The following is a 23,892-nucleotide window of genomic DNA, read 5'->3' on the forward strand; positions in this document are numbered from 1 at the left end:
TCAGCTCAGTTGGCCGCGGGAACCGGACCGGACTGCCGCCGGCGGTCCGGGGACATCCCACGGCGCTTCATGGCGTACTGGTCGAGCCACAACGCCCCGAGAACGCCGGCGGAGCCGCCCAGCAGGGCCGCGCCCGCCAGCCCCCGGGCCTTGTCGCCCTGCACCTCGGCGGCGCTCGGCGAGGTCAGGACCGAGGCGGTGATCCGCGCTCCGGTCGGCACGTGCTGAGCTGTCTGCATCTGGTCGACATGCCGGGTGTAGACGTCGATGATGCGGCGTACCGCCGTGACGGCGGCGTCGGGGCCGGACGCCTGCGACTGCACCTGCAGGGACGGGATCAGGTAGCGAGGCGTCGCGCTGGTGCCGCTGTTGCGGGGGACGAGGTGATAGGTGCCGTCGACGCCTGCCGCGCGCAACTCCCGGGCCCCGGCCTGGGATTCCAGCTGCCGGACGACCGCGTAGGACACCACGGCGAGCGGCGGCTGCAGATTGGTGAGCTGGTTGGGCTGGTTCTGCGTCACCGGCGGCTTGAGCACGACCACCGCGGAACCGACGTACTGGGGGGTCGGACGCACCACCTGGTACGCCCCGACGGCCGTCAGCAGCAGCGCGACCACCACGACGTACCAGCGGCGGAGCAGCGCGTCGGCGACGTTCCCGGGCGACATACGAGTTCCTTCCGTCGCCCCCGATACTGGCAGGATGCGCGGTGGGACGCCACCGAATGGAGGGATGGTTCATGAGTCTTGGTGAGATATGGGCCATCCTGCGCAGACGTTGGTATTTCATGGTGCCCTTCACCCTGCTCAGCCTGCTCGGCGGCGGCTATCTGTATGTGACCGTCCCCGTCTCCTACCAGTCGCAGAGCTCGGTCGCGCTGCTGGACTCCTCGGCCGTCGCCCGACTGGCCCCCACATTCGGCAACCCCATCTCGAACGCGGGCGGTTCGCTCATCGTCACTGCCGACGTGCTGATCAGAACCCTCGAATCGAACGACGCCGCCAAGGAGTTGAGCGGCCGGGGTGTCACGGACCCGTACACCGCCGGCTTCGCGCCGGCCAGCGAGAGCCCGCTGCTCGTCCTAAGCGTCACCGGAACCGACCGCGCGAAGGTGCTCAGGGAGACCAACATCCTGACCACCTTCGCCGGCGAACAACTCAGCGCCCTGCAGGCCGCCTCCAAGGTCCCGCCCGCGTACTTCGTGCAGACCGCGCCCGTCGTACTGCCGCAGACCCCGGTGGCCAAGTCGAAGAGCCGCTACCAGGACATCGCCGCCGTCGTCATCCTGGGCGTCGTCAGCGCGTTCTTACTGTCGATCCTGATGGAGGGCGTCGCGGTGGTCCGCCGCCGGCGACGCGTCGCGAAGAGCGTCGCCTCGAAGCCGAAGCGGGCCCGCGCGCCGGACCGGGCACGACCGGGCTGGCTGAGCCGACGGGTCGATGCCACCGCGATCCTCACCGTCTATCTGGTGCTGGCCTTCTTCATCCCGTCGAACCTGGCCCTGCCCGCGCTCGGCGGTGTCGGTACCCCGGCCAACGTCTTCGCCCTGCTGGGGCTGTTGTGGTACCTCGCGACCTGGCTCGGCGGCCGCATCCTGCCCGCGCCGGGCACCAGACTCGTACGGGTCGTGATGTGCCTGCTCGGGGTGGCCGTCCTGGCGGCCTACATGTCCGACGCGATGCGCGAGAGCTCGCACCAGGAGGTCCTCGGGGCCGACCGCGGGCTCATCGGATTCCTGGTGTGGGTGTCGCTGGTCGTCCTGACCTCGGCGGGCGTACAGGAACGCGGCCGGCTGGACGTGCTGATGCGCCGAGTGGTGATCATGGCCTCCGTCGTCGCCGCGATCGGCTTCTACGACTTCTTCGCGGCCACCAACATCGCCGACTCCATCCACATCCCCGGACTCCAGACCAGCGTGGCCCAGGTGAGCGTCATGGACCGCGGCGCCTTCACCCGGCCCCGGGCCACCACGGCCCAGCCGCTGGAGTTCGCCGGCATGCTCGCGATCCTCCTGCCCTTCGCGATCCAGCAGGCCTTCGATCCCGTACGCCGCCACCTCCACGCGGCGCGCCGCTGGGGGCCGGTGGTGCTGATGGCCGGCGCGCTGCCGCTGTCGGTGTCGAGGACGTCCATCATCGGCTTGCTGCTGGTGGCCCTGGTGATGGTGCCACGCTGGAAGCCGGCGCGACGCTGGGCCGCCATCGGCGTGATGACGGCCTCCGTCGCCGCCTTCAAGGTGATCGTTCCCGGACTGATCGGCACGATCACGGGCCTGTTCGCGTCGTTCCTGTCCAACTCCGACAGCAGCACACAGGCTCGTACGGTCAAGTACGGCGCGATCGTGCCCTATCTGAAGGAACATCCGCTGTTCGGACGCGGCTTCGGCACCTTCACACCGGATCTGTACTTCTTCACGGACAACCAGTACATGCTGGCCCTGGCCGAGACGGGCCTGCTCGGGCTCGTCGCCCTGCTCGCCCTGTTCATCACCGGAATCCACCACGGCGGCGCCGTCCGGCGGCTGGCCCGCACCGAGTCCGACCGCGAACTGGGGCAGGCTTTCTTCGCCTCGTCGCTGGTCGCCCTCGTCAGCAGCGCCACCTTCGACTCGCTCAGCTTCCCGATGTTCGCCGGCATGTTCTTCCTGATGCTGGGGGCGGGCAGCAGCTGTCTGGGCTTCGTCCGGCGTGAGGCAGCCGCCGCGGTACCGGCCCCGCCCAAGGCATCAGAAGCCGCGGTTCCCCAACTCGTGGAGGCCCGATGAGCCCCGTCGCCGTCGTCATCGTCACCTGGAACAGCGCTCCGGTGATCCCCGGATTCCTCGCCGCGCTTCCGGACGGCATGGCCGGCCTCGACTGGCGGCTGGTCGTCGCCGACAACGACTCCGCCGACGACACCGTCGAGGTGCTCCGGACGCTGGCCCCCGATGCCACCGTCGTCCAGACCGGCCGTAACGCGGGGTACGCCGCCGGCATCAACGCAGCGCTGGCGGCGGCCGACCAGTGGGACGGCGGATACGAGGCCGTGGTGATCTGCAACCCCGACATCCGCATGCGGCAGGGCTGCGCCAAACGCCTCGTCGACACGCTCGACGGCGAAGTGGGGATCGCCGTCCCGCTCCTGTACGAAGACGGTCGGGACGCACCCCTGTTCTCGCTGCGCCGCGAGTCGAGCGTGTCCCGCGCCCTCGGCGAGGCCGTCATCGGCAACCGCCGGGCCGGGCGCTTCCCACGCCTGAGCGAACTCGTCACCGACCCCGCCGCATATCACCGGCCCACGCGAGCCGACTGGGCGACCGGCGCGCTCATGGTCATCTCGGCGAACTGCCTGGCCGCCTGCGGTCCGTGGGACGAGTCCTTCTTTCTCTACTCGGAGGAGACCGAGTACTGCCTGCGTGCGCGGGACCGGGGGTACGTCACGCAACTGGAGCCGGCCGCCGAGGCCGTTCACCTGGGAGGTGACTCCAGGGTTTCGCCCCGGCTGTGGACCCTGCTCACGCTCAACCGCGTACGGCTCTACGGGCGGCGCCACGGGGCCGTCGCCACCGCCTGCTTCCGTGGTGCCGTGCTGTTGCGCGAGACATCGCGGGCCCTCCTCGGCCGCAAGGCCAGCCGCGAGGCCGCCGCCGCACTGCTCAGGCCGGGCGCGCTGCGGGCCACGCCGGGGCCGTGATGTCTGGCGGGGGCGGCCCCGGCTCTCAGGCGGCGCCGTCCCACGTCGTGTAGAAGCTCTCGGGGTTCACCAGGTACCGCACGGTGGCGTACGGCACGTGACGCACGCTGTGGTGACGGCTGTACCGGTGGACGAGCTCCCAGTCCTCACGGGGAAGCACGTCCGGGGTACGCCGCAGACGACTGAAGCGCAGAGCCCCGTTGCGCCGTGCGACGAACGCGTTGGTGTCCAGGAAGGACTCCCGGGCTGCCCGGTGGCGGTCGAACGGCACGGACAGGATGTCCCGCTCGGTCCCGTCCGGCAGGACGCGGCGCAGCGCCGTGTACACGCCGTCGGGACCTTGGGGAGACTCCAGGACCGCCAGCGCCCGTTCCAGATGGTCGGGTTCCCACAGGTTGTCGTCGTCCAGGAACGCCACGTACCGCGAGCGGGTGAGGCGGATGCCCACGTTGCGCACGACGCCGGCCACGCCCGTGTTGCGCGTCAGCGAGACGGCGAACAGCCGTGGATCGTCCGGGAGTTCGGGGAGGCCGGCGCCGTCGTCGACGACGACGACCACCTGATCGCGGACGGTCTGGGCCAGGGCCGACCGGACGGCGGCCCGCAGTTCGTCGGGGCGGCGGTGAGTGGCGATGACCGTGGCGACGAGCGCGGCGGGCATGGCGGCGCCGGCAGCCGCAAGGCGTCGGGTCTCGGCGGTTTCGAGGCGGCGGAGCCGCAGCGCGGAGGGGGCGAGGAGGACCTTGTTGCGGAGTTCGAAGAGGACGAGCCAGCCGAAGGTGCGCTTGAGGAGCTCCCAGAGGGCGCGGGCGATGCGTCGCATGATCCTCTTCCTCAGCCGGTCGGCTTGGGCGTGATCGGGGTGCCGTCGGAGAACCGGTTGCCGCGCCAGACGTTGCCGGAACCGGCGGCGTTCCAGGCGGTGACGGCTCCGTAGTGGCCGGCGTTGCGGTGGTACCGGGTGGAGAAGACGTTGTTCGTGACCGTGATCCCGGTGGCGCCGTCGCCTCCCCCGTAGAGGGCGTAGGCGCCGCCGGCCAGCAGGTTGCCGTCGACGACGGTGTTGGAGACGTGTCCGGTGTCGGAGAACAGGCCGATGCTGGCCGAGGCTCCTCGGTCGACGGTGACGGGGTTGAGCAGGGTGTTGTGACGGATGATCAGCTTGCCCTTGTTGCCGCCGCCGCTGATCACCGCGTCGGTGTGCTGCCACTCGCCGCCGGTGTTCCGGAAGGGCACGAGGTCATGGACGTAGTTGTCGTGGAGGTAGCCCTGGCCCATGGAGAGGGCGTTGCCGAAGACGGAGATGTCGCTCCAGCCGACCTCGACGGAGCTGGTGCCCATGTTGGACACGGCGTAGTCCACGCCGCCGTTGTCGGGCCCGTTGCCGGGGACGGCGGTGATGGTGGTGTGGAGGACCCGCAGTCCGCTGTAGCCGGGGCGCAGGTTGATGCCCCACCAGTTGGTGGAGGTGATCCTGGTGTCGATGATGGTCACGTCGTTCGCGTAGATGTCGAGCGAGCCGGTGATGTCCCACCCTTTGATGACGGTCCCGTCGGCCTTGACGCTCATGTTCCCCGTGGAGTGCGGCGTGAGGGAGACACGGGGGCCGGTGCTGCGGGCATCGGGGAAACCGGCTTCCCGGGGCGCCGCGGTCGTGGCGTGAGCGGTGCCATGGGTGCCGGTGGGGGCTCCGTGACCCCGGGCGGGAGGGGAGGGGTCGGCACCCCCGGAGCAGGCGGTGGCCAGGGCCAGCGCCAGGACGGCGAGCAGGCGGTGGAGCCTGGTCATACGGTCTCCGGTGTCCGGGAGCCGAGCAGGAAACGGCGGCTGGGCAGTACGCATGCCACGTAGCAGGCCAGGGCGGCCGTACCGGTGACGAGCAGGGCGAGGGTACCGGCGCCGAGGAGTTGTTTCGCGGTGAGGATGACCAGGGCCATCGCCGTTCCCCCGAACAGGGGCCAGGCGCACGCCTTGGCGATGTGGCGGAGGCTGATCCCGGCCTGGCCCAGGGCGTAGAGGAAGGCGGGGACGACGAGTCCGGCGGCGACCAGGACGTGGCCCTGGGAGACGCCGACGATGCCGCCGAGGCGGGCGCCGATGACGAGGACGGGGATGAGGGAGACGACCCAGAGTGCCTGGACGAGGATGAGTGCGCGGCGCTGTCCGGTGGCGACCAGGCAGTCGTAGGCGAGTTCGCAGCCGATCCGGATCAGGCCGAGGGCCATCAGCCACGGCAGCGCGTCGGCGGCGGGCAGCCACCGGCTGCCGTAGACGAGGTGGACGACCGGGCCGGCGAGGCCGGCGAGCAGCACGCACAGGGGGACGGTGCCGGTGACCAGCACCCCCAGGGCGCGGCTGAAGCCCTGGGCGAGGGCCTGTGGGGAGCCGGCGAGGCGGGAGAAGCCGGCGAAGGAGACGCGTCGGGCCGCCTCGGAGATGATGCGTACCGGCCAGCCGGACATGTTGAACGCCAGGACGTAGAAACCGAGGGCGACCTGGCCGAGCGAGGAACCGACGACCATGGTGTCCACGTTGACGACGGCGAGCGCGAGGAGGCTCGCGCCGGCCAGGGGGAGCCCGAACTTCAACAGCGCGCGGGCCTGTTCGGGGTCCCAGCCGAACCGCAGGGTCCCGGGGGCGGCCAGCGCGCAGCCTATGAGGGCCGCGATGTTGCCCGCGACCGCGCCGCAGGCGAAGCTCATCGCGCCCCAGCCGGCGAAGGCCAGCACCAGGGTCACGGCCGTGCTGAGCACGAAGTTGAGCGCGTCGATGATCATGCGCTTGCCCTGGGCGAACTCCCGCGTCAGGAAGCCGGCGGGGACTTGTGCCACCCCGTCCAGCACCAGGCACAGGCACATCACGCGCAGTACGCCGGAGGCGTCGGGTGAGCCGAGCAGCCCGGCCACCGTCGGTGCGGAGAAGAAGATGGCGGCGTACAACAGTCCGCTGGACGCGGTGCCCAGGGTCAGTACGGTCGGTGCGAAGCGGCGGGGGTCGCCGTCCCAGCGGATGATGGCCAGGCCCACGCCCAGTTCATTGGCCGAGAGCAGCACCAGGAGTACGGTCTGGGCGATGCCGTAGACGCCCCACTCGGCCGGTCCGAGGGCGAAGCGTGCCAGCAGGATGCCCGTGGCGAAGTTGCCGAGGCGCATGACAACGGTGTTGATCAGGCTCCAGCGGGCCGCCGAACGGACCTGCCTGCCAAGGGAGTCGGGAGCGGGGGCGTCGTTCGCCTCAGAGGTCTCGCTGTCCGGTGTGCGAACGCTGTCCATGAGTCGACTCCTCGTCGAGCGGCTCGGCGGCAGGCGTCACGGCCACGGCGGGCCGCCCCGCCCTCGCCTCTGCGGCGGTCCCGTTCTCGGCGGACCGCGACCAACTGGGCGGTGACCGGAGGGACATCGTCTGTTCCGCGACGGGTTCCCCGGCCGCGGACTCGGGGCCGGTGTCCGGCTGTGCGGGTTCTTCCGGTCGCCCGAATGCGCGTGAGCGGCGGCGCGCCTCCACGTAGAAGACGGCTACCAGGCTGAGCACCAGGCCCAGGACCCCGGCCATGACCATGTACTCGAGCCGGGTCTTGGTCTGCGCGACCGGGTTCTGCGGGGGCACGATGGTCGCCATGCGGATCATGGCCTTCGGGGCGACCGACTGCTGGTGCTGGAACTGCTCCAGCCGGTCCTCGGCATAGGTCGTCAGAATGCGGTCCGAGGCGAGGACGGCGGCCTTGTCGGTGCCGGTGACGGTGAGCCACATGAGCGGGCCCTGGGCGTTGTCGGCGAGCTTGGCCTCGAACGTACCAGTGGCGCCACGGGACTTGAGCTCCCGGACGGAGACATCGGAGTTGAGGTTGCGTGCCAGGCCGTCGGCCATGCCGGTGAGCGAGGTCTGGGTGCTGAGGAACGGGTTGCCGTCGTAAGCGACGGTGGCCTTCCGGGAGTTGAGGAGAACCACCGTGCTCTGCGACTGGTAGGTGACCGGAACCACCAGGGCCACGGCGACCGTCAGGCCGGCCGTCAGCAGCAGTCCGGGCAGCAGGACGTACCAGCGCCTGCGCATGACCCGGAAGATCTCAGCGAGATCCATGGTGGCCCCCCTCGCGACCAGACGTTCGACGAGCATATGTTGCAAGCGGATCATACGGGGAAGGTTCGGTCGGTGGGTCGGGGTCGGGAGCTCGCGGTGCCTCCCTCCAGCAGTACGTCGGCGATGCGTTCGCTCGCGCGTCCGTCCCACAGTTCGGGGCGGCGCGGGGCGGGAGGCTCGTCCAGGACCCGGTTGACGGTGTTCACGATCCGCGCCGGATCCCGGCCGGCCAGCACATTGGTGCCCTGCTCGACGGTGATGGGCCGCTCGGTGTTGTCCCGCAGGGTCACACACGGCACGCCCAGCGCGGTGGTCTCCTCCTGTATGCCGCCGGAGTCGGTCAGTACGACGCGGGCGGAGTCCTGCAGGGCGATGAAGTCCAGGTATCCGGCGGGCGGTACGAGCCGGATGCCTCCGGGGACGCCGATGTCGGCCAGCCGTCCGGCCGCGCGCGGGTGCACGGGCAGCAGGAGCGGGCAGCGGCCGGCGATCTCACCGAGAGCCTTCAGGAGCGAGGCGAGGACCTCGGGATCGTCCACGTTGGCCGGGCGATGCAGGGTGACCAGGCCGTACCCGCCTCTGTTCAGGCCGTACCGGCTGAGGACGTCCGAGGCCCTGGCCCGTTCCAGATTCGCCAGCAGCGTGTCGATCATGACGTTGCCGACGAGGTGGATCTGATCGTCCCGGTACCCTTCGGCGCGCAGGTTCTCGGTTGCGTCGGGGGAGGGGGCCAGCAGGTAGTCGCTGACGCGGTCGGTGGCGACTCGGTTCACCTCCTCCGGCATGCTCCAGTCGCGGCTGCGCAGACCGGCCTCGACATGGGCCAGCAGCGGGCCGGCCTTGGCGGTGACCAGGGCGCAGGCCAGGGTGGAGTTGATGTCCCCGACCACGACGACGATGTCCGGTGACACCTCGTCGAGGAGTGGCTCGAACGCGGTCATCACGCGTCCGGTCTGCTCGGCGTGGGTGCCGGAGCCGACCCCGAGGAAGCGGTCGGGCGGACGGATGCCGAGGTCGGCGAAGAACACGTCGTTCATGGCCGGGTCGTAGTGCTGACCGGTGTGGACGAGGACCACCTCGGCGCCCCGGCGCTCCAGGGCGTCCATGACAGGTTTGATCTTCATGTAGTTGGGTCGCGCCCCGGCGACGCAGATGATCCGCGGCATGGTTCAGAGCACCTCGATCGTGGGTCCGGACGGCAGCCGCCGACGGCAGTCGAGCACGAACGGGGCGTGTTCGGCGATGAGTTCGTAGTCGAAGCTGTCGTGGTCGGTGAGCAGGACCACCACATCGGCGGCCGCCAGCTCGTCCGGTGCCGGTTCGACCCGGACCAGCCGGGTGTCCACCGGCAGGGTCTCGACCACGTGCGGATCGGCCGCCCTGACCTGGGCCCCCATGTCGAGCAGCAGTTGGGAGATGCGCAGGGCGGGCGACTCACGGGCGTCGCCGGTGTTCTTCTTGTAGGCCAGGCCGAGCAGCAGGATGCGTGAGCCGTTCACCGAACGACGTCTTTCGTTGAACAGGTCGCTGATGCGGCGCGTCACGTACTCGGGCATATGGCTGTTGATGTCGTTGGCCAGCTCCACGAAGCGGAAGCTCTGGCCGAGTTCGCGCTGCACCCGCCAGGACAGGTACGAGGGGTCGATCGGCAGGCAGTGACCGCCGACGCCCGGCCCGGGCGTGAACTTCATGAAGCCGAAGGGCTTGGTGGAGGCGGCGTCGATGGCCTGCCAGACGTCGATGTCCAGGTGGTGGGCGAACATGGCGATCTCGTTGACCAGCGCGATGTTCACATGACGGAAGGTGTTCTCAAGGAGCTTGGCGAGTTCGGCTTCCTTCGGCGAGCGCACCGGAACGGTGGTGTCGACGAGTTGCGCGTAGAAGTCCTGAACGGCCTTCAGGGACGCTTCGTTGACGCCGGACACGACCTTCGGGGTCTGCTGGAAGCCCCAGACGGTGTTTCCGGGGTCGATCCGCTCCGGGCTGTAGCCCAGGTGGAAGTCGGTGCCCGCGGCGAGGCCCGAGCCGTCCTCCAGGATCGGGGCGAACAGCTCCTGGGTGGTGCCGGGATAGGTGGTCGACTCCAGGACGACCGTGGCTCCCGGGCGCAGATAGCGGGCCAGGGTGACCGCCGATTCCTGGATGTACCGGAGGTCGGGAGTGCCCTCGTGCAGCGGCGTCGGGACGGTCACGACGGCGACGTCGAATCCGCCGCAGTCGCGGGCCGCTTCGCTCGGGCGGTAGGTGCCGCGGTCCAGTGCCGCGCGGATCCGCTCGGAGGAGACGTCCTCGACGAAGGACTCACCGGCGGCGAGGCTCTTGACCCGCCGGGAGTCGACGTCGTAGCCGATCACCTCGTGTCCGACCTCCGCGGCGCGGATGGCCAGTGGCAGGCCGACGTATCCCTGTCCGACCACGACGACGCGCATCAGTGACTCCTGTTCGCGGAAGCGGACGACGGGGTGAGCCGGATGAACTCGCGCGCCGTCATGAGGAGGAAGGCAGCATTGGTGGTGACATAGCGCCGGCCCAGGCGTCGCGGCTCCTGCAGCGTGCGGTAGAGCCATTCCATGCCATAGCGCTGCCAGGACTCGGGAGCCCGCTTGGTGACCCCCGCCAGGATGTCGAACGAGCCGCCGACCCCGTGCACGACGTGGGCTCCGGTCCGTGCGCCGTAGGCGGCGGTGAAGATCTCCTTCTTCGGCGAGGTCATGCCAAGGAAGAGCATCTGGGCACCGCTGGCCGCGATCGCGTCGGCGATCGCCTCCTGCTGGGAGTCGTCGAAGTAGCCGTTGCGGCTGCCTGCGATCTTCAGGCCCGGGAAGCGCTCGGCCACCCGGCGCAACATGCGCTCCAGTACGTCCTGTTCGGCGCCGAGGAAGTACACGGACAGGCCCGCCGACTCGGCCTCGGCCAGCAGCCGCAGGAACAGATCGATACCGGCCACCCGCTCCGGGAGCGGGGCGCGCAGTAACCGGCCGGCCCAGACCACGGCCTGGCCGTCGGCGACGACGAGATCACAGCCGGCCACGGCCTTGGCGAGCCGGGGGTCGCGCCGCATGTTCACCAGCTTCGCCGCGTTGACCACCCCGATCTCCAACTGCCTGCCGTCCCTGACCGCTTCGAGGCAGCGCTGCACGGTCTCGTCCATGGTCAGCGGGTCCAGTTCGACCCCGAAGAGAGACTGACGCCCGCTCATATGCGGCCCCCCTGCCAGGCGTAGAGCATCCAGCCGAATTCGTACGGCCGGCATTCGCGGTCCACGAAGACAGGGCGGTACACCCGGTCCAGGGACTTCAGCCGGAGGTTCGGCGCGATCCGGGTGCCGAGCCCCCGTACGGCCCGTACGGCCTTCTTCGGATCGCCGCGGTAGACCTTGCGCCAGGTGGCGCCGAGCCTGTCGAGGATCAACGGCTCCCGCTTCTCCGGGCGGGCGGCCAGTTCGGGCACGTCCGTCATCCAGCGCAGGCCCCGGCGGATCGACCGGCCGAAGTCGCTGCCGCCGGCGTCGGCGAGATCGAACAGGGCGGTCGGTGCCATCGCGTGCTGGTGGACGCTGTAGACCGGGTAGCCCTCCACGACGCCGCCGGTACGGGCGTCGTAGTGCCACCACCACTGCCCGCCGTCGCCCTGCAGTTCGCAGATGCGCGCCGCGCACGCCTCGGACGCGGCCAGCGCCTCCGGATCGCCGTCTCCGTCGCCGCTCGCGTGGGCGCGGGCCAGGGCCTGGATCGGGTACGTCTGGTCGGCGAAGCAGCTCACGTGCGCCCGGTACCAGGGCACCAGGCCGGGTCCGGTGGCGTGCGGGAACAGCGGGCTGTCCCCGATCCGGGCCCGCAGCAGTCGGTCGCGGGCTACGGTGAAACGTCTCTCCACGTCGACCGTGTCCCGCGCCGCCGCGAGGGCGGACAGCACCCACGCCGCCTCGACGGTGTACTGCGGGCGCCCCTCCTCGTCCAGGGCATTCACCCGCTCCAGGGCGTCGGACAGTTTGGGGTGTCCGGTCTCGGCGGCGGCCCAGGCGATGAGCGCCGCGTCACCGAGATTGGTCACCGCGGGCAAGGACTCGATCAGCAGACCCGTGAACTCCTGGGCCGTACGCCCGCCGAGCACCGCGCGCTGTCGGTCCTCGGGGAGGAACTGGGCGCCGAGCGCGGTGATGGCCGCGTACCGGGTGCTGGTCCCGCGCCGCTCCGAGGTCCAGGATCCGTCGGGTGACTTCCGTCCGGCCATGGTGAAGGCGAAGGCCTCTCCGCCGGGGAGCAGCATGGACGGAAGCCCCGACTCGGCGACTGTGAGCAGTCGTTGGGCGAGCGTGAGCAGCGGTGGCTCCTCATGACCGAGCGCCGCCAGACGTGTGGTGGTCATCGTTTGGGCACACCAACCCCCCTGTGGGTCCTTTGTGCGGACAGACTTGTGATCGCCGCGTCGTGGACGGCGGCGCGGCGAAAGGTCGATGTCAGGCGTCGGAGCGGTTGTCACTCCTGGCTTCAGGCACAGGTGTCCCCACCCGGTAACCCCCCCTGGGCACGACCGGTCTGCGTGCTCACTGTGCTAGGTCTGCACAGTTCGCACACATGTTATGCATGCGGATGTTCGAGGAACGGCGTTTTGGGAGAAATCAAGGAGTCATGCGCGCTCGACGAGCTCGCCGTCCTTCTCGTCGTACAGCGCGCCCGTCTCGGGGCACTCCCATGCGCCCAACTCCCCTTCCCGCTCGACCAGTCGGGTGCCGGCCCGGCCGACCCAGCCGATCCGGCGCGCCGGAACACCCGCCACGAGCGCGAAGTCCGGCACGTCCCGGGTCACCACCGCACCCGCCGCGACCAGCGCCCAACGGCCGACGCGTACCGGCGCCACACACACCGAACGGGCTCCCAGCGATGCCCCCTCGGCCACCTCCACCGCCACGGCATCCCAGTCGCCGCCGCGCTTCAGCCGGCCCTGCGGGTCCACCGAGCGGGGGAAGTAGTCGTTGGTGAGCACCGCCGCCGGCCCGACGAACACCCCGTCACCGAGCACCGCGGGTTCGTAGACCAGGGCGTAGTTCTGGAGCTTCACGTGGTCGCCGATCCGCACCCCCGGGCCGACATACGCTCCCCGGCCCACGATGCATCCGCTGCCCAGGCGGGCGTCCTCCCGTATCTGGGCCAGATCCCAGACCGTCGTCCCGTCACCGATCGCGGCGCTCTCGTCGACCTGCGCGGTCGGCTGGATCCTGAAGCTCATCGGGCTGAACCTTTCTTCTCTCCGAGCGGGGCCGAAAACGCCGCGTCGAGCGCCTTGCGCCAGGCGAAGAGGGTCAAGGGGAGACCCGCACCTTGCTGTGGTCGCCGAGGACGAAACGGTGGGCGGCAGGCTTGCGGGGCGCGGGCGTGACCTCGACATTGCGGCCGATGAGGGAGGCTTCCGCCCGCCGGACGCCGCTCACCGAGGAGTCGCGCAGCACGATCGAGTACTCGATCTCGCTGTCCTCGATCCGACAGTCGTCGGCGATCGAGGTGAAGGGGCCCACATACGATTCGGTGATCACGCTGTTCGCGCCGACGACCACCGGGCCCACGATCCGGCTCCCGGTCACCTTGGCCCCGGGCGCGATGCGCACCCGGCCGATGATCTCGCTGCGGTCGTCGACCGTGCCGTCGATCCGGCGCTCGAGGGTTTCCAGCAACGAGCGGTTGACCTCGAGCATGTCGGTGACGTTCCCGGTGTCCTTTTTGTTCGCGACGGGTACGAGGTGTTTCGCCGATGTATGAGTTATGGGGCGCAAACGGGTACCTGAGCCACCTGACAACAGGAGTGCCTTCACGAGATCACCCTACTTACGGGGGACTCGTGGACGAAGGGATTCCGTGTACGTACGGTCTGTTCCGGACAACCGGCCCGAGCGGGGTCGATCCGACGGCGTCCAGTTCAATCATTCACGATGCCTTGACCGTGGGCGCCTGGCCGGTGGCATTCCGTGACAGGTGGAGGAGGGGTCACCTAGCGCACGATGCGCGCAACCGCTCCGTCCGCGGGGTCCCCGTACTTCGAGATCAGTTGCTCGTCACTCATCCGGTCGACTTCTTCGTTTCGTGCGACGGGAAAGATCACGTGGGTGTCCTTGTCCGTCCAGTACTCGACGACGCGGTGTGTGGCGGTGGCTCGGCTCATGTGGGGGGCTCCCTTGCTGCGCGTGGGGTTCAGGGTGCGTCCGTGCAGGTCGAGGGTCAAGGGGAAGAGGGGCTTCCGTTTCTGTCGGCGAAGGCGTAGGTTCCGCTTACCCCGCGTCGGCACCTTGCGAGGTGCCGGCCCGCCGGTCCCGGGATGGCGGGCCACGCGGGGGCCAAGCGCCTGGCCACAGCCGAGCCGCGCACTGCGCGATGGCACCGATCAAGACCCCGGCCGGTTGATGAGGCCGTGGTGAGAGTCACCGCGCATCGAGCGCGCCAGCTCGCCGACGTGCCGCGCCTGGGCGGCGGACAGACGCCGCGCCTCCCACAGGAGCGCCGCGGCGTCTACGGCCTGCGGGGTCGGAGGCGTCGGCACTTCAGGCAGGAAGACGCCTGTCAGGGCGGCCAGTTCGAGGGCGTTGATCCCCAACAGCACGGCGAAATCGGTCACCAGACGGGGCGTCACTTCCTTGCGGCCCGCCCCGATCACACCGTACGTGGCGGCCGACAGGTAGGTGGGTGTCACGAGCGCCAGGGTCTTCGCCATGCCCATCCAGTTCAGGTTCCGGTACCGGAGCATGCGGATGACCCGATCACCCGGTCCGCCGACGAGGGGTGCGAGCCGTTCCGGGGCGAAGACGGAACGCCGTTCCTCTTGCGGCAGTGACCGGACGACCCGCAGAAGCTCCCGCCGTCCTGCCGCTGAAAGGCGCACCGCGTCCGTCACGACGCCCGGCACCCACCGCTCGGCCGCGGCGTCCAACGGCGCCAAGTCGTCCGGGACGGCCAGCCCCGCGAGGATGAACAGGTCGACGGCGTGGAAACCCAGCGCGGCCGAGAGCCGTCGGAGCAGCCCGTCCTCGGCAGGTGCCCCATCGAGGACCGCCCGGACCTGGTCCGCGCTCAACCCGGCGTGGTCGGCCAGCTCCCGCACACCGAGTTCTCTGTGGTCGAGCAACCGCGCCAGACCCGCGCTGAAATCGAGAAGTTCCGGCATGCCCGCAGCCTAGTCAGAAGCGCGAGCGCGAACGCGTCGCACGCAACTCCAGCGGGCGGCCGGGTCCGCGGTGGCGCCGATGAGTTCCGGGAGACCGCCGAGCCAATGATCTCCGCGCGGCCCGATCTCCACACCCTGGACGCCGAGTTGGCCAGAGTCGTACTGCCGGAGCCGCTGCATCGACGTGCCCCGCACGACATCCCTGTGCCGCACGTGCCAGGTCCGCGACCTCAGAGGCGAACGCGGTCGGATGGATGTACGTTTGGTCGTAGTGGCTGCGTGACCGCCGTCGACGGCCGGGCAAGGGGCGCCCGGTTCGTGATCGGTGTACCGGAAGGGGCTCCGCATGAGATCGCGGCAGGCGCCATCCCATGGTCAGAGAAGGAAGAGGGCGGTCTGGCCTGTCCCGCTGCTGTCGCTCGCCCTGGCGGCCGCAAGCCTGGGCGGCGCTCATACCTCGCACGCTGTCGTCGTCTCGCAAGCACCCGCTTCGGCGACGAGTGGTACGACCGCGACCTCGACGTGCGTCGACAAGGTCTTCGGGGCCATGACCGGGCCGCAAAGAGTCGGACAGCTCTTCATGGGCGGCGTCGCCGCCTCGAACCCCGACCAGAACCGGATCCAGGTTCTGCGCCAATACCACGTCGGGTCGGTCTTCCTGGCCGGACGCAGTACGGCGGGTACGAAGGCGACCAAGACCCTGGCCGACAGTCTTCAGGCGAAGGCCGACACCGTGTCGGGGCACCGCGTAGGCCTGCTGGTGTCCACCGACCAGGAGGGCGGCCATGTGCAAGTGCTGTCCGGGCCCGGGTTCTCGACCATGCCGAGCGCACTGGTGCAGGGAACCTGGTCGACCTCGAAGCTCCGTACTGAAGCCACCACATGGGCGAAGCAGCTCAAGTCGGCCGGTGTGAATCTGAACCTCGCGCCCGTCGCCGATGTCGTCCCGGCCGGCCTGGGCTGGAACAACGCACCGATCGGCCGGTACGACCGCGAGTTCGGCCATACGGCCGCGACGGTGGCCCCCCACAGCAACGCGTTCGCCGCCGGCTTCGCCCAGGCCAACGTACTGGCCACGCTCAAGCACTTCCCGGGACTCGGCTACGTCCGCGGCAACACCGACACCACGGCGAACGTGGTGGACTCGGTGACGACGAGCAAGAGCTCGAGCATCATCCCGTTCAGCTCGGGCATCAAGGCGGGCGCACCCTTCGTCATGGTCTCTCTGGCCACGTACAGCAAGATCGACCCGGGGCATCAGGCCGTGTTCTCCTCGACGGTGATCCAGGGACTGCTCCGCAAGACACTCGGCTTCAAGGGCGTGGTGATCTCGGACGACCTCGGGAACGCGGTGGCGGTGAAGGCGGTGCCCCCGGCCAACCGTGCCCTGAACTTCCTGTCGGCCGGCGGAGACATGGTCCTGACCGTAGAACCCAACCTGGTCCCGGTCATGGCCAAGGCCGTACAGATCCGGATGGCGAAGGACGCGACCTTCCGTGCGCAGGTTGACCAGAGCGTCCATCGCGTCCTGGCCGCCAAGCAGAAGGCGGGTTTGCTGTACTGCGGCTGACAGCGGTGGTTGCCGCTGAGCAACTCCGTTCCCTCGGTGACGAGTTCGGGCCACAGAGCGCCGAACGTCCGCACGGAGAGGTCCCACCGATGCGCGGAGCTCGTCGAGGAGCCCGTCCGTGTCGGCGGTCAGGTGCGGCAACACCATCAGGGAGAGTGCGGGAATACCGGTGGTCTCCGCCGAGTACCTCCTCCGCGGCCTCGTGACACTCAGGACCAGCCAGCGGTGGCCGACGGCCTTGCCGCGGATCCCTACCCGATTACTCCCGTGCGGTCAAGTCACGACTCATCGGAACGTGACCGCGTGACGCCGATGGGGCGTACTTGAGGTGCGGTCCTCGCCGGAGAGGAAATCCGGACGGGAGATCCGCACAGGAAATCCGCAAAGGAATGGCAAGAGCCCCTGTATCGGTAGGAGAGAAATTATGTCCCGTATTTTTCGTGCCCAGAACGACGGCCGTCCCAAGCGTCGGGGCTTCCGCCTCGCAGGACTCGTCGCCTCGGCCGCTGTGATCACCGGAGGCATCGTCCTTCCGGCATCCGCCGCGACGGCCGCCCCGATGCCCGCCACGGGCGTCGTGAGCTTCGTCCACGGCGGGGGTGCCGGTGGTGACGGCGGAGACGGAGGCGGCGGCCTGATCGGCGGCGGTGGCGGCTCCGGTGGCTCCGGTGGCGGCAGCGTCCTGGGTGTCGGCGGCAATGGCGGCAAGGGTGGCAATGGCGGCAACGGCATCCTGGCCGGCGGTGGTGGCGGCGGCGGTGGCGGTGGTGGCGACGGTGTCATCGGCGGCAACGGCGGTAAGGGCGGCAATGGTGGCTCCGGCCTGTTCGGCGGTAACGCCGGCGGCGGTGGTGGCGGTGGCGACGGTGTCATCGGCGGCAACGGCGGCCAGGGCGGCAATGGAGGATTCGGCATCTTCCAGGGCGGCAACGGCGGCAAGGGCGGCGCCGGTGGGTTCGGCGTTCTGTTCGGCGGCCAGGGCGGCGGCGGTGGCGCCGGGGGCGCCAGCCTCTTCTGACCGCTCCACCCGGTGGGGCGGGGGCCCGTACGGCCTCCGCCCCCATGGATCAACGCGAGCGGAGTCGAGCAAGCCGGCGCAGCGCCCGCAGAACCACGTCCTCGCTCCAGGAAAGCTCAAGGAAATCGGAGAACCCCATGTCCAGAATTCGCTGGCGGCGGCCGCTCGTGCTGGCAGTGGCCTCGGTGGCCCTCGCCACCGGTACCGCGTGTGCCGCCCAGGCGTCGCCGGGTGTCACCCCGGGCGTCAGTCAGATGGCCTCGGCCGACCATGCCCACTGCGGGGAGGGCGGGGAGGGCGGCAAGGGCGGTGCCCCCGGTGAGCCGGGGGAGCCGGGCAAGCCCGGCGGGCGCGGTTGCCTCACGCTCGGTGACCTGCCTGACAAACCCAAGTCCGACCTCACGGCCGTGGACAAGCTACGGATCGTGCTGATCGTGGAGTCCGGGCACGCGAAGAAGTCCGACGTCGCCAAGAAGTACAAGATCTCTGAGAAGGAGATCGACACCTGGGTCAAGCAGGTCCGCGACGGTGACTGGGCCGCGCTGCTGAACCTGAATTCGCTCTTCGGCTCCTGAGAGGCATCCCGGACGCCCCGACTCGATGCGGGTCGGGGCGTCCCTGTCAAGTCCCGAATTCCCGCACTCGTCGTGCGACGGGTCTTGGGCCGGTTCTGTTCAATGCGGCGGAACATTCGGTACGGAAAACAGTTCTTCGAAAAGGGAAACATCATGCGTGTGCATTCTTGGAAGGCCCGTCTTGGGCTCACCGTCTCCACGGCCCTGGCCGCCGGCCTGGCGGCCGGAGCAATGGCGCCGACCGCGATGGCGGCGCCGATGCCGCAGAGCCGTACGGCCACGACGGCCGGCGCCCAGCAGCTTTCCGCCGACGGTACCGGGCCGGGTGGCGGGCAGTTGGGCAGCGGGTCGTTCGGGTCCCTCGCCGTGGGCAACGGCAGCCTCCGGATAGGCGACCAGGTGTGTGCGGGCAACTGCAACGGGACCGTCAACGGGAGCAACGGCGGCAAGGGCGGTATCTGCGCCGGGCTGTGCGACGGCAGCGCCAACGGCGGCACCGGTACGACCGGCGCGCCGGGCCGCGAGGGTGGTATCGGTGGCAACGGCGGGATCTGTGCCGGGCTGTGCGGCGGCAGCGCGAACGGCGGCATCGGTGGGACGGGTGGGGTAGCGGTGGGCACCGGTGACGGCGGCAAGGGCGGTAAGGGCGGCACCGGAGGGATCTGCCTCGGCCTCGGCTGCGAGACCGGTGGCATGGGCGGTAAGGGCGGCACCGGCGGCAGCGGTTGACATCGCCGTCGCCGCGACGAATGGCGAGCGCCGCCCCCGGGGATCAGAACGTGTCAGTGGACGACGTCGAAGACCTGCTTCTGCAGGCCGTTGGCGTAGACGTCGTGCTCGACCAGCTGCAGCTTCTGGGTGTCCTTGTCCGTGGTGCTGAACAGACGCTTGCCCGCGCCCAGCAACAGCGGGAAGACCAGCAGGTGGTAGCGGTCGATCAGGCCCGCGTCCGAGAGGCTGTGGTTCAGGGAGGCGCTGCCGTGGACGATGATCGGACCTCCGTCGGTCTCCTTCAGGGCGGCGACCTGGTCGAGTGAGCGCAGGATCGTGGTCTCGCCCCAGTCGGAGACCAGGTCGTCGTCGGTCAGCGTGGTGGAGACGACGTACTTCGGCATCGTCTTGTAGTCGGCGAATTCCTCCATGTCCGGCCACACGGGGCTGAACGCCTGGTAGCTGACCCGGCCCAGCAGGATCGCGGTGGCTTCCTTCTGCTCCCGCCCCTTGATTTCGAACGCCTCGGGGAGGAACTCGACGTCCTTGAAGGTCCATCCGGCGTTCCGGTAACCGGGTTCGCCACCCGGGGCCTCCACGACGCCGTCGAGCGAGATGAAGGCAGTGCTGATCAGAGTACGCATCCTGGTTTCCTCGATGTCTCGTGTCCGGTGTTCCAGCACGCTCCCAGGATCAGACCGACAAAAAAATTTGTCAAGGAAAGCTGAGTTGTCGGTGGATCGAGCGGGAATCCGGATGCACGGGGGTGGGGTGCGCCGGCAGCATGCAGCCCATGATCCTTTCCGATGCCGCCCGTGATTCGCTGGAGGGCCTGGCCCTCGGGGATGCTTTCGGGGAGCGCTGGTTTCCGCGCTTCCGTCCCGCTCAGGAGGCTTTCGAGGCGATCCAGGCACGGCGGACGCCCGAGGAGCCGGCGTGGCACTGGACCGACGACACGGCGATGGCGCTCTCGCTCTGCCGAGTCCTGGAGACGCACGGCGCGGTTCACCAGGACGACCTCGCAGCGACGTTCGCCGCGACCTACCTCGCTGACGCCGCCCGCGGCTACGGGTACGGCATGCACGAGCCGCTGCCCAAGCTCGCTGAACAGCCGTCGAGTTGGCGTGTCCACACGCGAAGCCTCTTCGGCGGCCAGGGCAGTCTCGGCAACGGAGCGGCGATGCGGGTGGCGCCGTTGGGCGCGTGGTTCTGCGACGACCTGGAGGAAGTAGCCGAGCAGGCCGCGTTCTCCGCCGAGGTCACCCACGCCCATCCGGAGGGCGTCGCGGGCGCAGTGGCCGTGGCCGTCGCGTCCGCCCTGGCTGCACGCAGCCGGAACCAGCCCGCGCCGCAGGGGCCCGAGCTGCTGCGGCAGGTGGCTGAGCGCACGCCGGCGGGGCCGGTCCGCGACGGCCTGCGGGAGGCGGTCGACCTGCCCGCGGCCACGCCCCCGTGGCGGGCCGCCGACATCCTGGGCAACGGTCAGCGGATCCGGGCGAGCGACACCGTACCGTTCGCGCTGTGGTCCGCCGCCCGGCACCTCGACAGTCTCGTCGACGCGTTGTGGACCACCGCGGAGGGGTTCGGCGATGTCGACACCACCTGCGCCATCACCGGCGGCACGGTCGCGGCACGGACCGGCCTGGCCGGGATCCCCCGGACGTGGCTGGAGCGTCGCGAATCACTGCCCGACCGGGTCGGCAACGTGGAACGCGGAACGGGCTCAGCGGGATGAGGTGAGGTGGGCCGGAGGCGGTTACCCGGGCCCACGTGGCCACCTGTCGGTGGCATGCGCGCGGATCGATGCGGAGGATCGCTATGGACAAGGCGTATCAGGTGCCCGCCGAGCCGGTCAGTCGCCGTCGATGTTCGGCCTGACCTCCACGATGGCGTCGGCGTCCTCCACCTCGCCCTCCTCGTCGCGCCAGAGGCAGACCCGCACGTGCTTCGCGCGGTGAAGGCCGCGCGCCTTCCACTCGCTCATCAGGTCGGCGACGACGAGCGAGAGGGCGTACTGAGGGCCCTCGCTCGAATCGTCGGCGGTGATCGTGCCCTGCCACCGTTCGGGGTCGCTGCTGTAGGGGCGCCATCCCTCCGAGCCGTGCGGCTCGAACACCCGGTACGCCCAGTCCGTCTCGGTGCCCATAGCACCGATCGTGTCACTCAGGAGCGTCATGCGCCTGGCTGCCTGCTCGGCGGCGCCCGCGACGACCCATCGGCAGCACTGGGAACGCGGCGGACCCGGCGTCCACCGCGCTCACATGTGCCATCGCCCGAACAGAGCGGCGATGCGGTCGTACCGGATGTCCGCGTACGCGCGGGCCGCCGCGCCCAGCGCGAAGACCTCGGGAGAGGGCTGGAACGACAGCGTCCCGCCCAGCGTCACGCCCCCTCGGCGGTGAGGCGGCCGACGGCCCGGACGACCTGCCGCCGGGTGGCCAGACGGCGGGCGAGGAAGGCCATCACCCGGTTCATGCGTCCCGCGATGACGCTCGGTGGCGGGTTCCTGCGGTCGAGGGCGGCCGGCGCGGTGCGGACGACGTCGACGGGTGAGGCGAGCTTGGTCCCGCCGGCGGCCCGTGAGGTGCCCACGACGTCGAAGAACTCGGTCCGGGTGGCGCCGGGGGACAGGGCCGGCACCCGCAGACCGGTGCCGCGGGACTCCTCCCACAGCGCCTCGGTGCGGCTCAGCACGAACGCCTTGGTCGCCCCGTAGAGCGCCATGCGGGGGTTGGGCTGGTAGGCGGCCATGCTCGCCACGTTGACCAGCACCCCGCGGCCCGCCGTTCGCAGCTGCCCGATGAAGGCGCGGCTGATGTCCGCCACTGCGGTCACATCGACGGCGATCTCGCGCCGCAGCCGTTCCGGATCCGCCTGGTGGAAGGGGCCGAAGCCGGCGAACCCGGCGTTGTCGATCACGCTGGTGACGGACAGGCCGAGCTGCCCCAGCTGCTCGGCCGGCGCCTGACCGGGGTTGCCGGTGGCCAGGTCCATCGCCAGTACGTGCACCTGGATCCCGTGACGAGCGCGCAACTCGGCGGCCAGCTCCTCCAGCCGCTCCCTGCGGCGGGCGACCAGCACCAGGTCGGAGCCACGGGCGGCGAGTTGGCGGGCGAACTCGGCGCCGAGGCCTGCGCTGGCACCGGTGATCAGGGTGGTCTGGCCGTCGTAGTCGACCGCTGTCATGATCCGCTCGCTCTTGCAGTCACTGCCTATCTGGCGGTCAATGCCAAGTAGGCGGCTGCTGTCCAGAGGGACGGTAGCCTTGGGCCTCATGACGACCTTGTGGGACCGAATGCGGCAGGCCGCCGTCCAGGCGATCCTGGACACGGCCCTGCGGCTGTTCGCCGAGCAGGGCTACGAGCAGACGACGATCGCGCAGATCGCGCGGGAGGCGGGGATCTCGCAGCGCTCCCTGTTCCGCTACTTCGGGACCAAGGAGGACCTGGTCTGTGGGGACCAGGAGGCGCTGGGTGAGCTGCTGAGGCAGACGGTGGAGCGGCAGCCGGCGGAGGTGTCCGCCTGGGATGCCCTGCGGGCCGGATTCGAGGTCGTCCTCACCGCCAACCACACCCCGGAGCGGGTGCTGGAGCTGTCCCGTCTGATCTTCGCGACGCCCTCGCTGCGCGCCCGCTACGTCGAGAAGCGGCTGCGCTGGCAGGCCGACCTCGTCCCGGACGTCCAGGCCCGCCTGGGCCCCGGCCCCGGCACCGACCAGGCTGCCGACGGGGCGCGTGGACCGGCAGCCGACCCACGCGCCAAGGCGATCGTCGCCACGGTCTTCGCCTGCGTCGACACGGCCACCGAGCTCTGGGCCGAGCACGACGGGCGCCTCGACCTCGCGGAACTCTACGACCAGTGCCTCGCGGCGGTACGCGGCAGCGGCGGCGGCTGAGGCGCGTATCCGCTCGCTCGCGCGGAGATCGTGAGTTGCGCCCTGGCCACAGTTGGGCGTTCGCCGGACCAGGGCGGGCCGCCGGTCGCCGACGGGGGGCCTACGGGCGCCAGTCCGCCTCCAGGTCATGGGAGTCGGTCTTGGTGAGCTGGGTCAGTCCCGTGCCGTCGGCCCGTACCAGGTAGAGGTGTTCGGGGTCCGCGTCATCGGCACCGCCTCTGGTGAAGACCAGGCGACTGCCGTCGGGGGACCAGGAGGGGTTCTTGTCGTTGAGGCGGGCGGCGGTGATGCGGTGCAGCCCGGTGCCGTCGGGGCGGACGACGTAGAGGTGGGCGAAGCCAGAAGAGTCCACGCGGCTGAAGGCGATCCGGTTTTTGTGCGACCAGTCGGGCGTCCAGTCGTGGGAGCCGGCCCCGGTGACGGCCGTCTGGGCCAGGGTGGACAGCCGGATGCGCATCACCCTGCTGTGCCCGGCCGTGTCCGCGCGGTTGAACGCCAGGTACTTGCCGTCCGGGGACCAGGTCGGATGGAGGTCGTCCGCGGCGGTGTGGGTGAGCCGGGTGGCGGGGGTGCCGTCGATGTCGGCCACATAGATCTCGCGCTGGGTGCCGACGGGCTTGGCGTAGGCGATCCGCTTGCCGTCCGGAGACCATGCCGGGTCTGAGGCGCCCTTGGTGCCGGGGACGGCCTTCAGGTCGCCGCCGGCGCTCTTCATCGTCCAGATGCCGTCGATGGTGCCACCGGATCCGTAGCGGACGAAGGCCACCCGCTTGCCGTCCGGGGACCAAGTGGGCATCACATCGCTGACGGTGGGGGTGTGCGTGAGCTGGACGGGCGTGCCGCCACCGGGGGAGATCGCGTAGAGGTCTTCGACGGGCGCCGTTGCGGTGTAGCGGGCGAAGACGATCGGGTGGTCCCCGGCCGCCCCCGCGTCTCCTGCGGCCCCGAGGGTCAGTGGCACGGCCATGGTGAGAGCCATGGCGGTCACCGCGACCCGGCGGCGCGTTGTGCGGGCCGCGCTCGTCCTGCCGATTCTGCGAGCGCTGTTTACGGCTCTGCCGCTACCGGTGCTGTGCTGTTGGTGCGTCAAGATGTCCACCCCGTTTCCTCCTTGCGGCCCGTCCGAGGGCCGCTTCGGCCGGTAAAGATCCCATTCAGTGAGGTTCTGGGGGAAGCGAAGACACCTGGCGGTATGAGCCCTGTGACATGTTCCGTACAT

General features: G+C 70.0%; 25 protein-coding genes and 2 pseudogenes. 8 read left to right on the top strand and 19 right to left on the bottom strand.

Features of this window, described 5'->3' with window-relative positions; all coding sequences use genetic code 11:
* Nucleotides 1-5: 5 nt before the first annotated feature.
* The gene (locus N8I87_RS38840; protein ID WP_263215587.1) at nucleotides 6-668 is read right to left on the bottom strand and encodes a hypothetical protein; all 663 of its coding nucleotides are present in this window, start codon (nucleotides 666-668) and stop codon (nucleotides 6-8) included.
* 71 nt (nucleotides 669-739) lie between these two features.
* Between N8I87_RS38840 and N8I87_RS38845 the strand changes: the two genes are divergently transcribed.
* Complete coding sequence (locus tag N8I87_RS38845; protein WP_263215589.1) at nucleotides 740-2,764, top strand: O-antigen ligase family protein; 2,025 nt, start codon at nucleotides 740-742, stop codon at nucleotides 2,762-2,764.
* Complete coding sequence (locus N8I87_RS38850; protein ID WP_263215590.1) at nucleotides 2,761-3,672, top strand: glycosyltransferase; 912 nt, start codon at nucleotides 2,761-2,763, stop codon at nucleotides 3,670-3,672. Before N8I87_RS38845 ends, N8I87_RS38850 begins: the two co-directional genes overlap by 4 nt.
* Nucleotides 3,673-3,697: 25 nt before the next feature.
* Here the strand turns inward: N8I87_RS38850 and N8I87_RS38855 are convergent, their stop codons facing one another.
* The 13 genes and pseudogenes from N8I87_RS38855 to N8I87_RS38910 form a co-directional block, all read right to left on the bottom strand.
* The gene (locus N8I87_RS38855; protein WP_263215591.1) at nucleotides 3,698-4,495 is read right to left on the bottom strand and encodes a glycosyltransferase family 2 protein; all 798 of its coding nucleotides are present in this window, start codon (nucleotides 4,493-4,495) and stop codon (nucleotides 3,698-3,700) included.
* Nucleotides 4,496-4,506: 11 nt separating this feature from the next.
* Entirely contained in the window at nucleotides 4,507-5,460 is a 954-nt protein-coding gene (locus N8I87_RS38860; protein ID WP_263215592.1) for a hypothetical protein, read from the bottom strand.
* Nucleotides 5,457-6,944, bottom strand: coding sequence for an oligosaccharide flippase family protein (locus N8I87_RS38865; protein ID WP_263215593.1), 1,488 nt, complete (start codon nucleotides 6,942-6,944; stop codon nucleotides 5,457-5,459). Before N8I87_RS38865 ends, N8I87_RS38860 begins: the two co-directional genes overlap by 4 nt.
* On the bottom strand, nucleotides 6,907-7,752 hold the full coding sequence (locus tag N8I87_RS38870; protein ID WP_263215594.1) for a YveK family protein: 846 nt from the start codon (nucleotides 7,750-7,752) through the stop codon (nucleotides 6,907-6,909). The genes N8I87_RS38865 and N8I87_RS38870 overlap by 38 nt, the downstream gene beginning before the upstream one ends.
* A 50-nt stretch (nucleotides 7,753-7,802) precedes the next feature.
* Nucleotides 7,803-8,918 (bottom strand): non-hydrolyzing UDP-N-acetylglucosamine 2-epimerase, encoded by a 1,116-nt coding sequence (wecB, locus tag N8I87_RS38875; RefSeq protein WP_263215596.1) that lies wholly within the window; start codon nucleotides 8,916-8,918, stop codon nucleotides 7,803-7,805.
* Between the two features lie 3 nt (nucleotides 8,919-8,921).
* Nucleotides 8,922-10,181, bottom strand: coding sequence for a nucleotide sugar dehydrogenase (locus N8I87_RS38880; protein ID WP_263215598.1), 1,260 nt, complete (start codon nucleotides 10,179-10,181; stop codon nucleotides 8,922-8,924).
* Nucleotides 10,181-10,951, bottom strand: coding sequence for a WecB/TagA/CpsF family glycosyltransferase (locus N8I87_RS38885; RefSeq protein ID WP_263215600.1), 771 nt, complete (start codon nucleotides 10,949-10,951; stop codon nucleotides 10,181-10,183). The genes N8I87_RS38880 and N8I87_RS38885 overlap by 1 nt, the downstream gene beginning before the upstream one ends.
* The gene (locus tag N8I87_RS38890) at nucleotides 10,948-12,120 is read right to left on the bottom strand and encodes a hypothetical protein (protein WP_263215601.1); all 1,173 of its coding nucleotides are present in this window, start codon (nucleotides 12,118-12,120) and stop codon (nucleotides 10,948-10,950) included. The genes N8I87_RS38885 and N8I87_RS38890 overlap by 4 nt, the downstream gene beginning before the upstream one ends.
* 261 nt (nucleotides 12,121-12,381) lie before the next feature.
* On the bottom strand, nucleotides 12,382-12,981 hold the full coding sequence (locus N8I87_RS38895) for an acyltransferase (protein ID WP_263215602.1): 600 nt from the start codon (nucleotides 12,979-12,981) through the stop codon (nucleotides 12,382-12,384).
* Between the two features lie 73 nt (nucleotides 12,982-13,054).
* A pseudogene (locus N8I87_RS38900) lies at nucleotides 13,055-13,468 on the bottom strand (LbetaH domain-containing protein); the annotation flags it as partial.
* 12 nt (nucleotides 13,469-13,480) lie between these two features.
* A pseudogene (locus tag N8I87_RS44555) lies at nucleotides 13,481-13,561 on the bottom strand (sugar phosphate nucleotidyltransferase); the annotation flags it as partial.
* 176 nt (nucleotides 13,562-13,737) lie between these two features.
* Nucleotides 13,738-13,908: a hypothetical protein gene (locus tag N8I87_RS38905; RefSeq protein WP_263215604.1), complete on the bottom strand. Its 171-nt coding sequence runs from the start codon at nucleotides 13,906-13,908 to the stop codon at nucleotides 13,738-13,740.
* Nucleotides 13,909-14,127: 219 nt separating this feature from the next.
* Entirely contained in the window at nucleotides 14,128-14,904 is a 777-nt protein-coding gene (locus N8I87_RS38910; RefSeq protein ID WP_263215605.1) for a hypothetical protein, read from the bottom strand.
* 547 nt (nucleotides 14,905-15,451) lie between these two features.
* On the opposite strand from N8I87_RS38910, the gene N8I87_RS38915 reads away from it, so the two are divergent.
* The 4 genes from N8I87_RS38915 to N8I87_RS38930 all read left to right on the top strand — a co-directional run bounded on the left by N8I87_RS38915 (nucleotide 15,452) and on the right by N8I87_RS38930 (nucleotide 18,796).
* A complete protein-coding gene (locus tag N8I87_RS38915; RefSeq protein WP_263215606.1) occupies nucleotides 15,452-16,474 on the top strand; it encodes a glycoside hydrolase family 3 N-terminal domain-containing protein in 1,023 nt (340 codons plus the stop codon).
* 424 nt (nucleotides 16,475-16,898) lie between these two features.
* A complete protein-coding gene (locus tag N8I87_RS38920; RefSeq protein ID WP_263215607.1) occupies nucleotides 16,899-17,492 on the top strand; it encodes a hypothetical protein in 594 nt (197 codons plus the stop codon).
* A gap of 137 nt (nucleotides 17,493-17,629) precedes the next feature.
* Complete coding sequence (locus tag N8I87_RS38925) at nucleotides 17,630-18,067, top strand: DUF1153 domain-containing protein (protein ID WP_263215608.1); 438 nt, start codon at nucleotides 17,630-17,632, stop codon at nucleotides 18,065-18,067.
* A gap of 153 nt (nucleotides 18,068-18,220) precedes the next feature.
* On the top strand, nucleotides 18,221-18,796 hold the full coding sequence (locus N8I87_RS38930) for a hypothetical protein (protein WP_263215609.1): 576 nt from the start codon (nucleotides 18,221-18,223) through the stop codon (nucleotides 18,794-18,796).
* Nucleotides 18,797-18,849: 53 nt separating this feature from the next.
* On the opposite strand, the gene N8I87_RS38935 is transcribed toward N8I87_RS38930, so the two are convergent.
* Nucleotides 18,850-19,422, bottom strand: coding sequence for a dihydrofolate reductase family protein (locus tag N8I87_RS38935; protein ID WP_263215610.1), 573 nt, complete (start codon nucleotides 19,420-19,422; stop codon nucleotides 18,850-18,852).
* 149 nt (nucleotides 19,423-19,571) lie between these two features.
* Between N8I87_RS38935 and N8I87_RS38940 the strand changes: the two genes are divergently transcribed.
* Nucleotides 19,572-20,513, top strand: coding sequence for an ADP-ribosylglycohydrolase family protein (locus N8I87_RS38940; RefSeq protein WP_263215611.1), 942 nt, complete (start codon nucleotides 19,572-19,574; stop codon nucleotides 20,511-20,513).
* A gap of 117 nt (nucleotides 20,514-20,630) precedes the next feature.
* Here N8I87_RS38940 and N8I87_RS38945 read toward each other — a convergent pair whose 3' ends face one another.
* From N8I87_RS38945 to N8I87_RS38955, 3 genes are all read right to left on the bottom strand, one after another.
* Nucleotides 20,631-20,924, bottom strand: coding sequence for a hypothetical protein (locus N8I87_RS38945; protein ID WP_263215613.1), 294 nt, complete (start codon nucleotides 20,922-20,924; stop codon nucleotides 20,631-20,633).
* A gap of 111 nt (nucleotides 20,925-21,035) precedes the next feature.
* Entirely contained in the window at nucleotides 21,036-21,164 is a 129-nt protein-coding gene (locus N8I87_RS38950; RefSeq protein ID WP_263215614.1) for a hypothetical protein, read from the bottom strand.
* Nucleotides 21,161-21,964 carry an SDR family NAD(P)-dependent oxidoreductase gene (locus N8I87_RS38955; protein WP_263215616.1) on the bottom strand — a complete coding sequence of 268 codons (804 nt, stop codon included), beginning with the start codon at nucleotides 21,962-21,964 and terminating at the stop codon, nucleotides 21,161-21,163. The genes N8I87_RS38950 and N8I87_RS38955 overlap by 4 nt, the downstream gene beginning before the upstream one ends.
* An 88-nt stretch (nucleotides 21,965-22,052) precedes the next feature.
* Between N8I87_RS38955 and N8I87_RS38960 the strand changes: the two genes are divergently transcribed.
* The gene (locus tag N8I87_RS38960; protein ID WP_263215618.1) at nucleotides 22,053-22,673 is read left to right on the top strand and encodes a TetR/AcrR family transcriptional regulator; all 621 of its coding nucleotides are present in this window, start codon (nucleotides 22,053-22,055) and stop codon (nucleotides 22,671-22,673) included.
* Nucleotides 22,674-22,773: 100 nt separating this feature from the next.
* On the opposite strand, the gene N8I87_RS38965 is transcribed toward N8I87_RS38960, so the two are convergent.
* Nucleotides 22,774-23,652 (bottom strand): hypothetical protein, encoded by an 879-nt coding sequence (locus N8I87_RS38965; protein ID WP_263215619.1) that lies wholly within the window; start codon nucleotides 23,650-23,652, stop codon nucleotides 22,774-22,776.
* Nucleotides 23,653-23,892: the final 240 nt, after the last annotated feature.

It is taken from the genome of Streptomyces sp. HUAS 15-9, from assembly GCF_025642155.1.
In the GTDB taxonomy this organism is placed as follows: Bacteria; Actinomycetota; Actinomycetes; order Streptomycetales; family Streptomycetaceae; genus Streptomyces.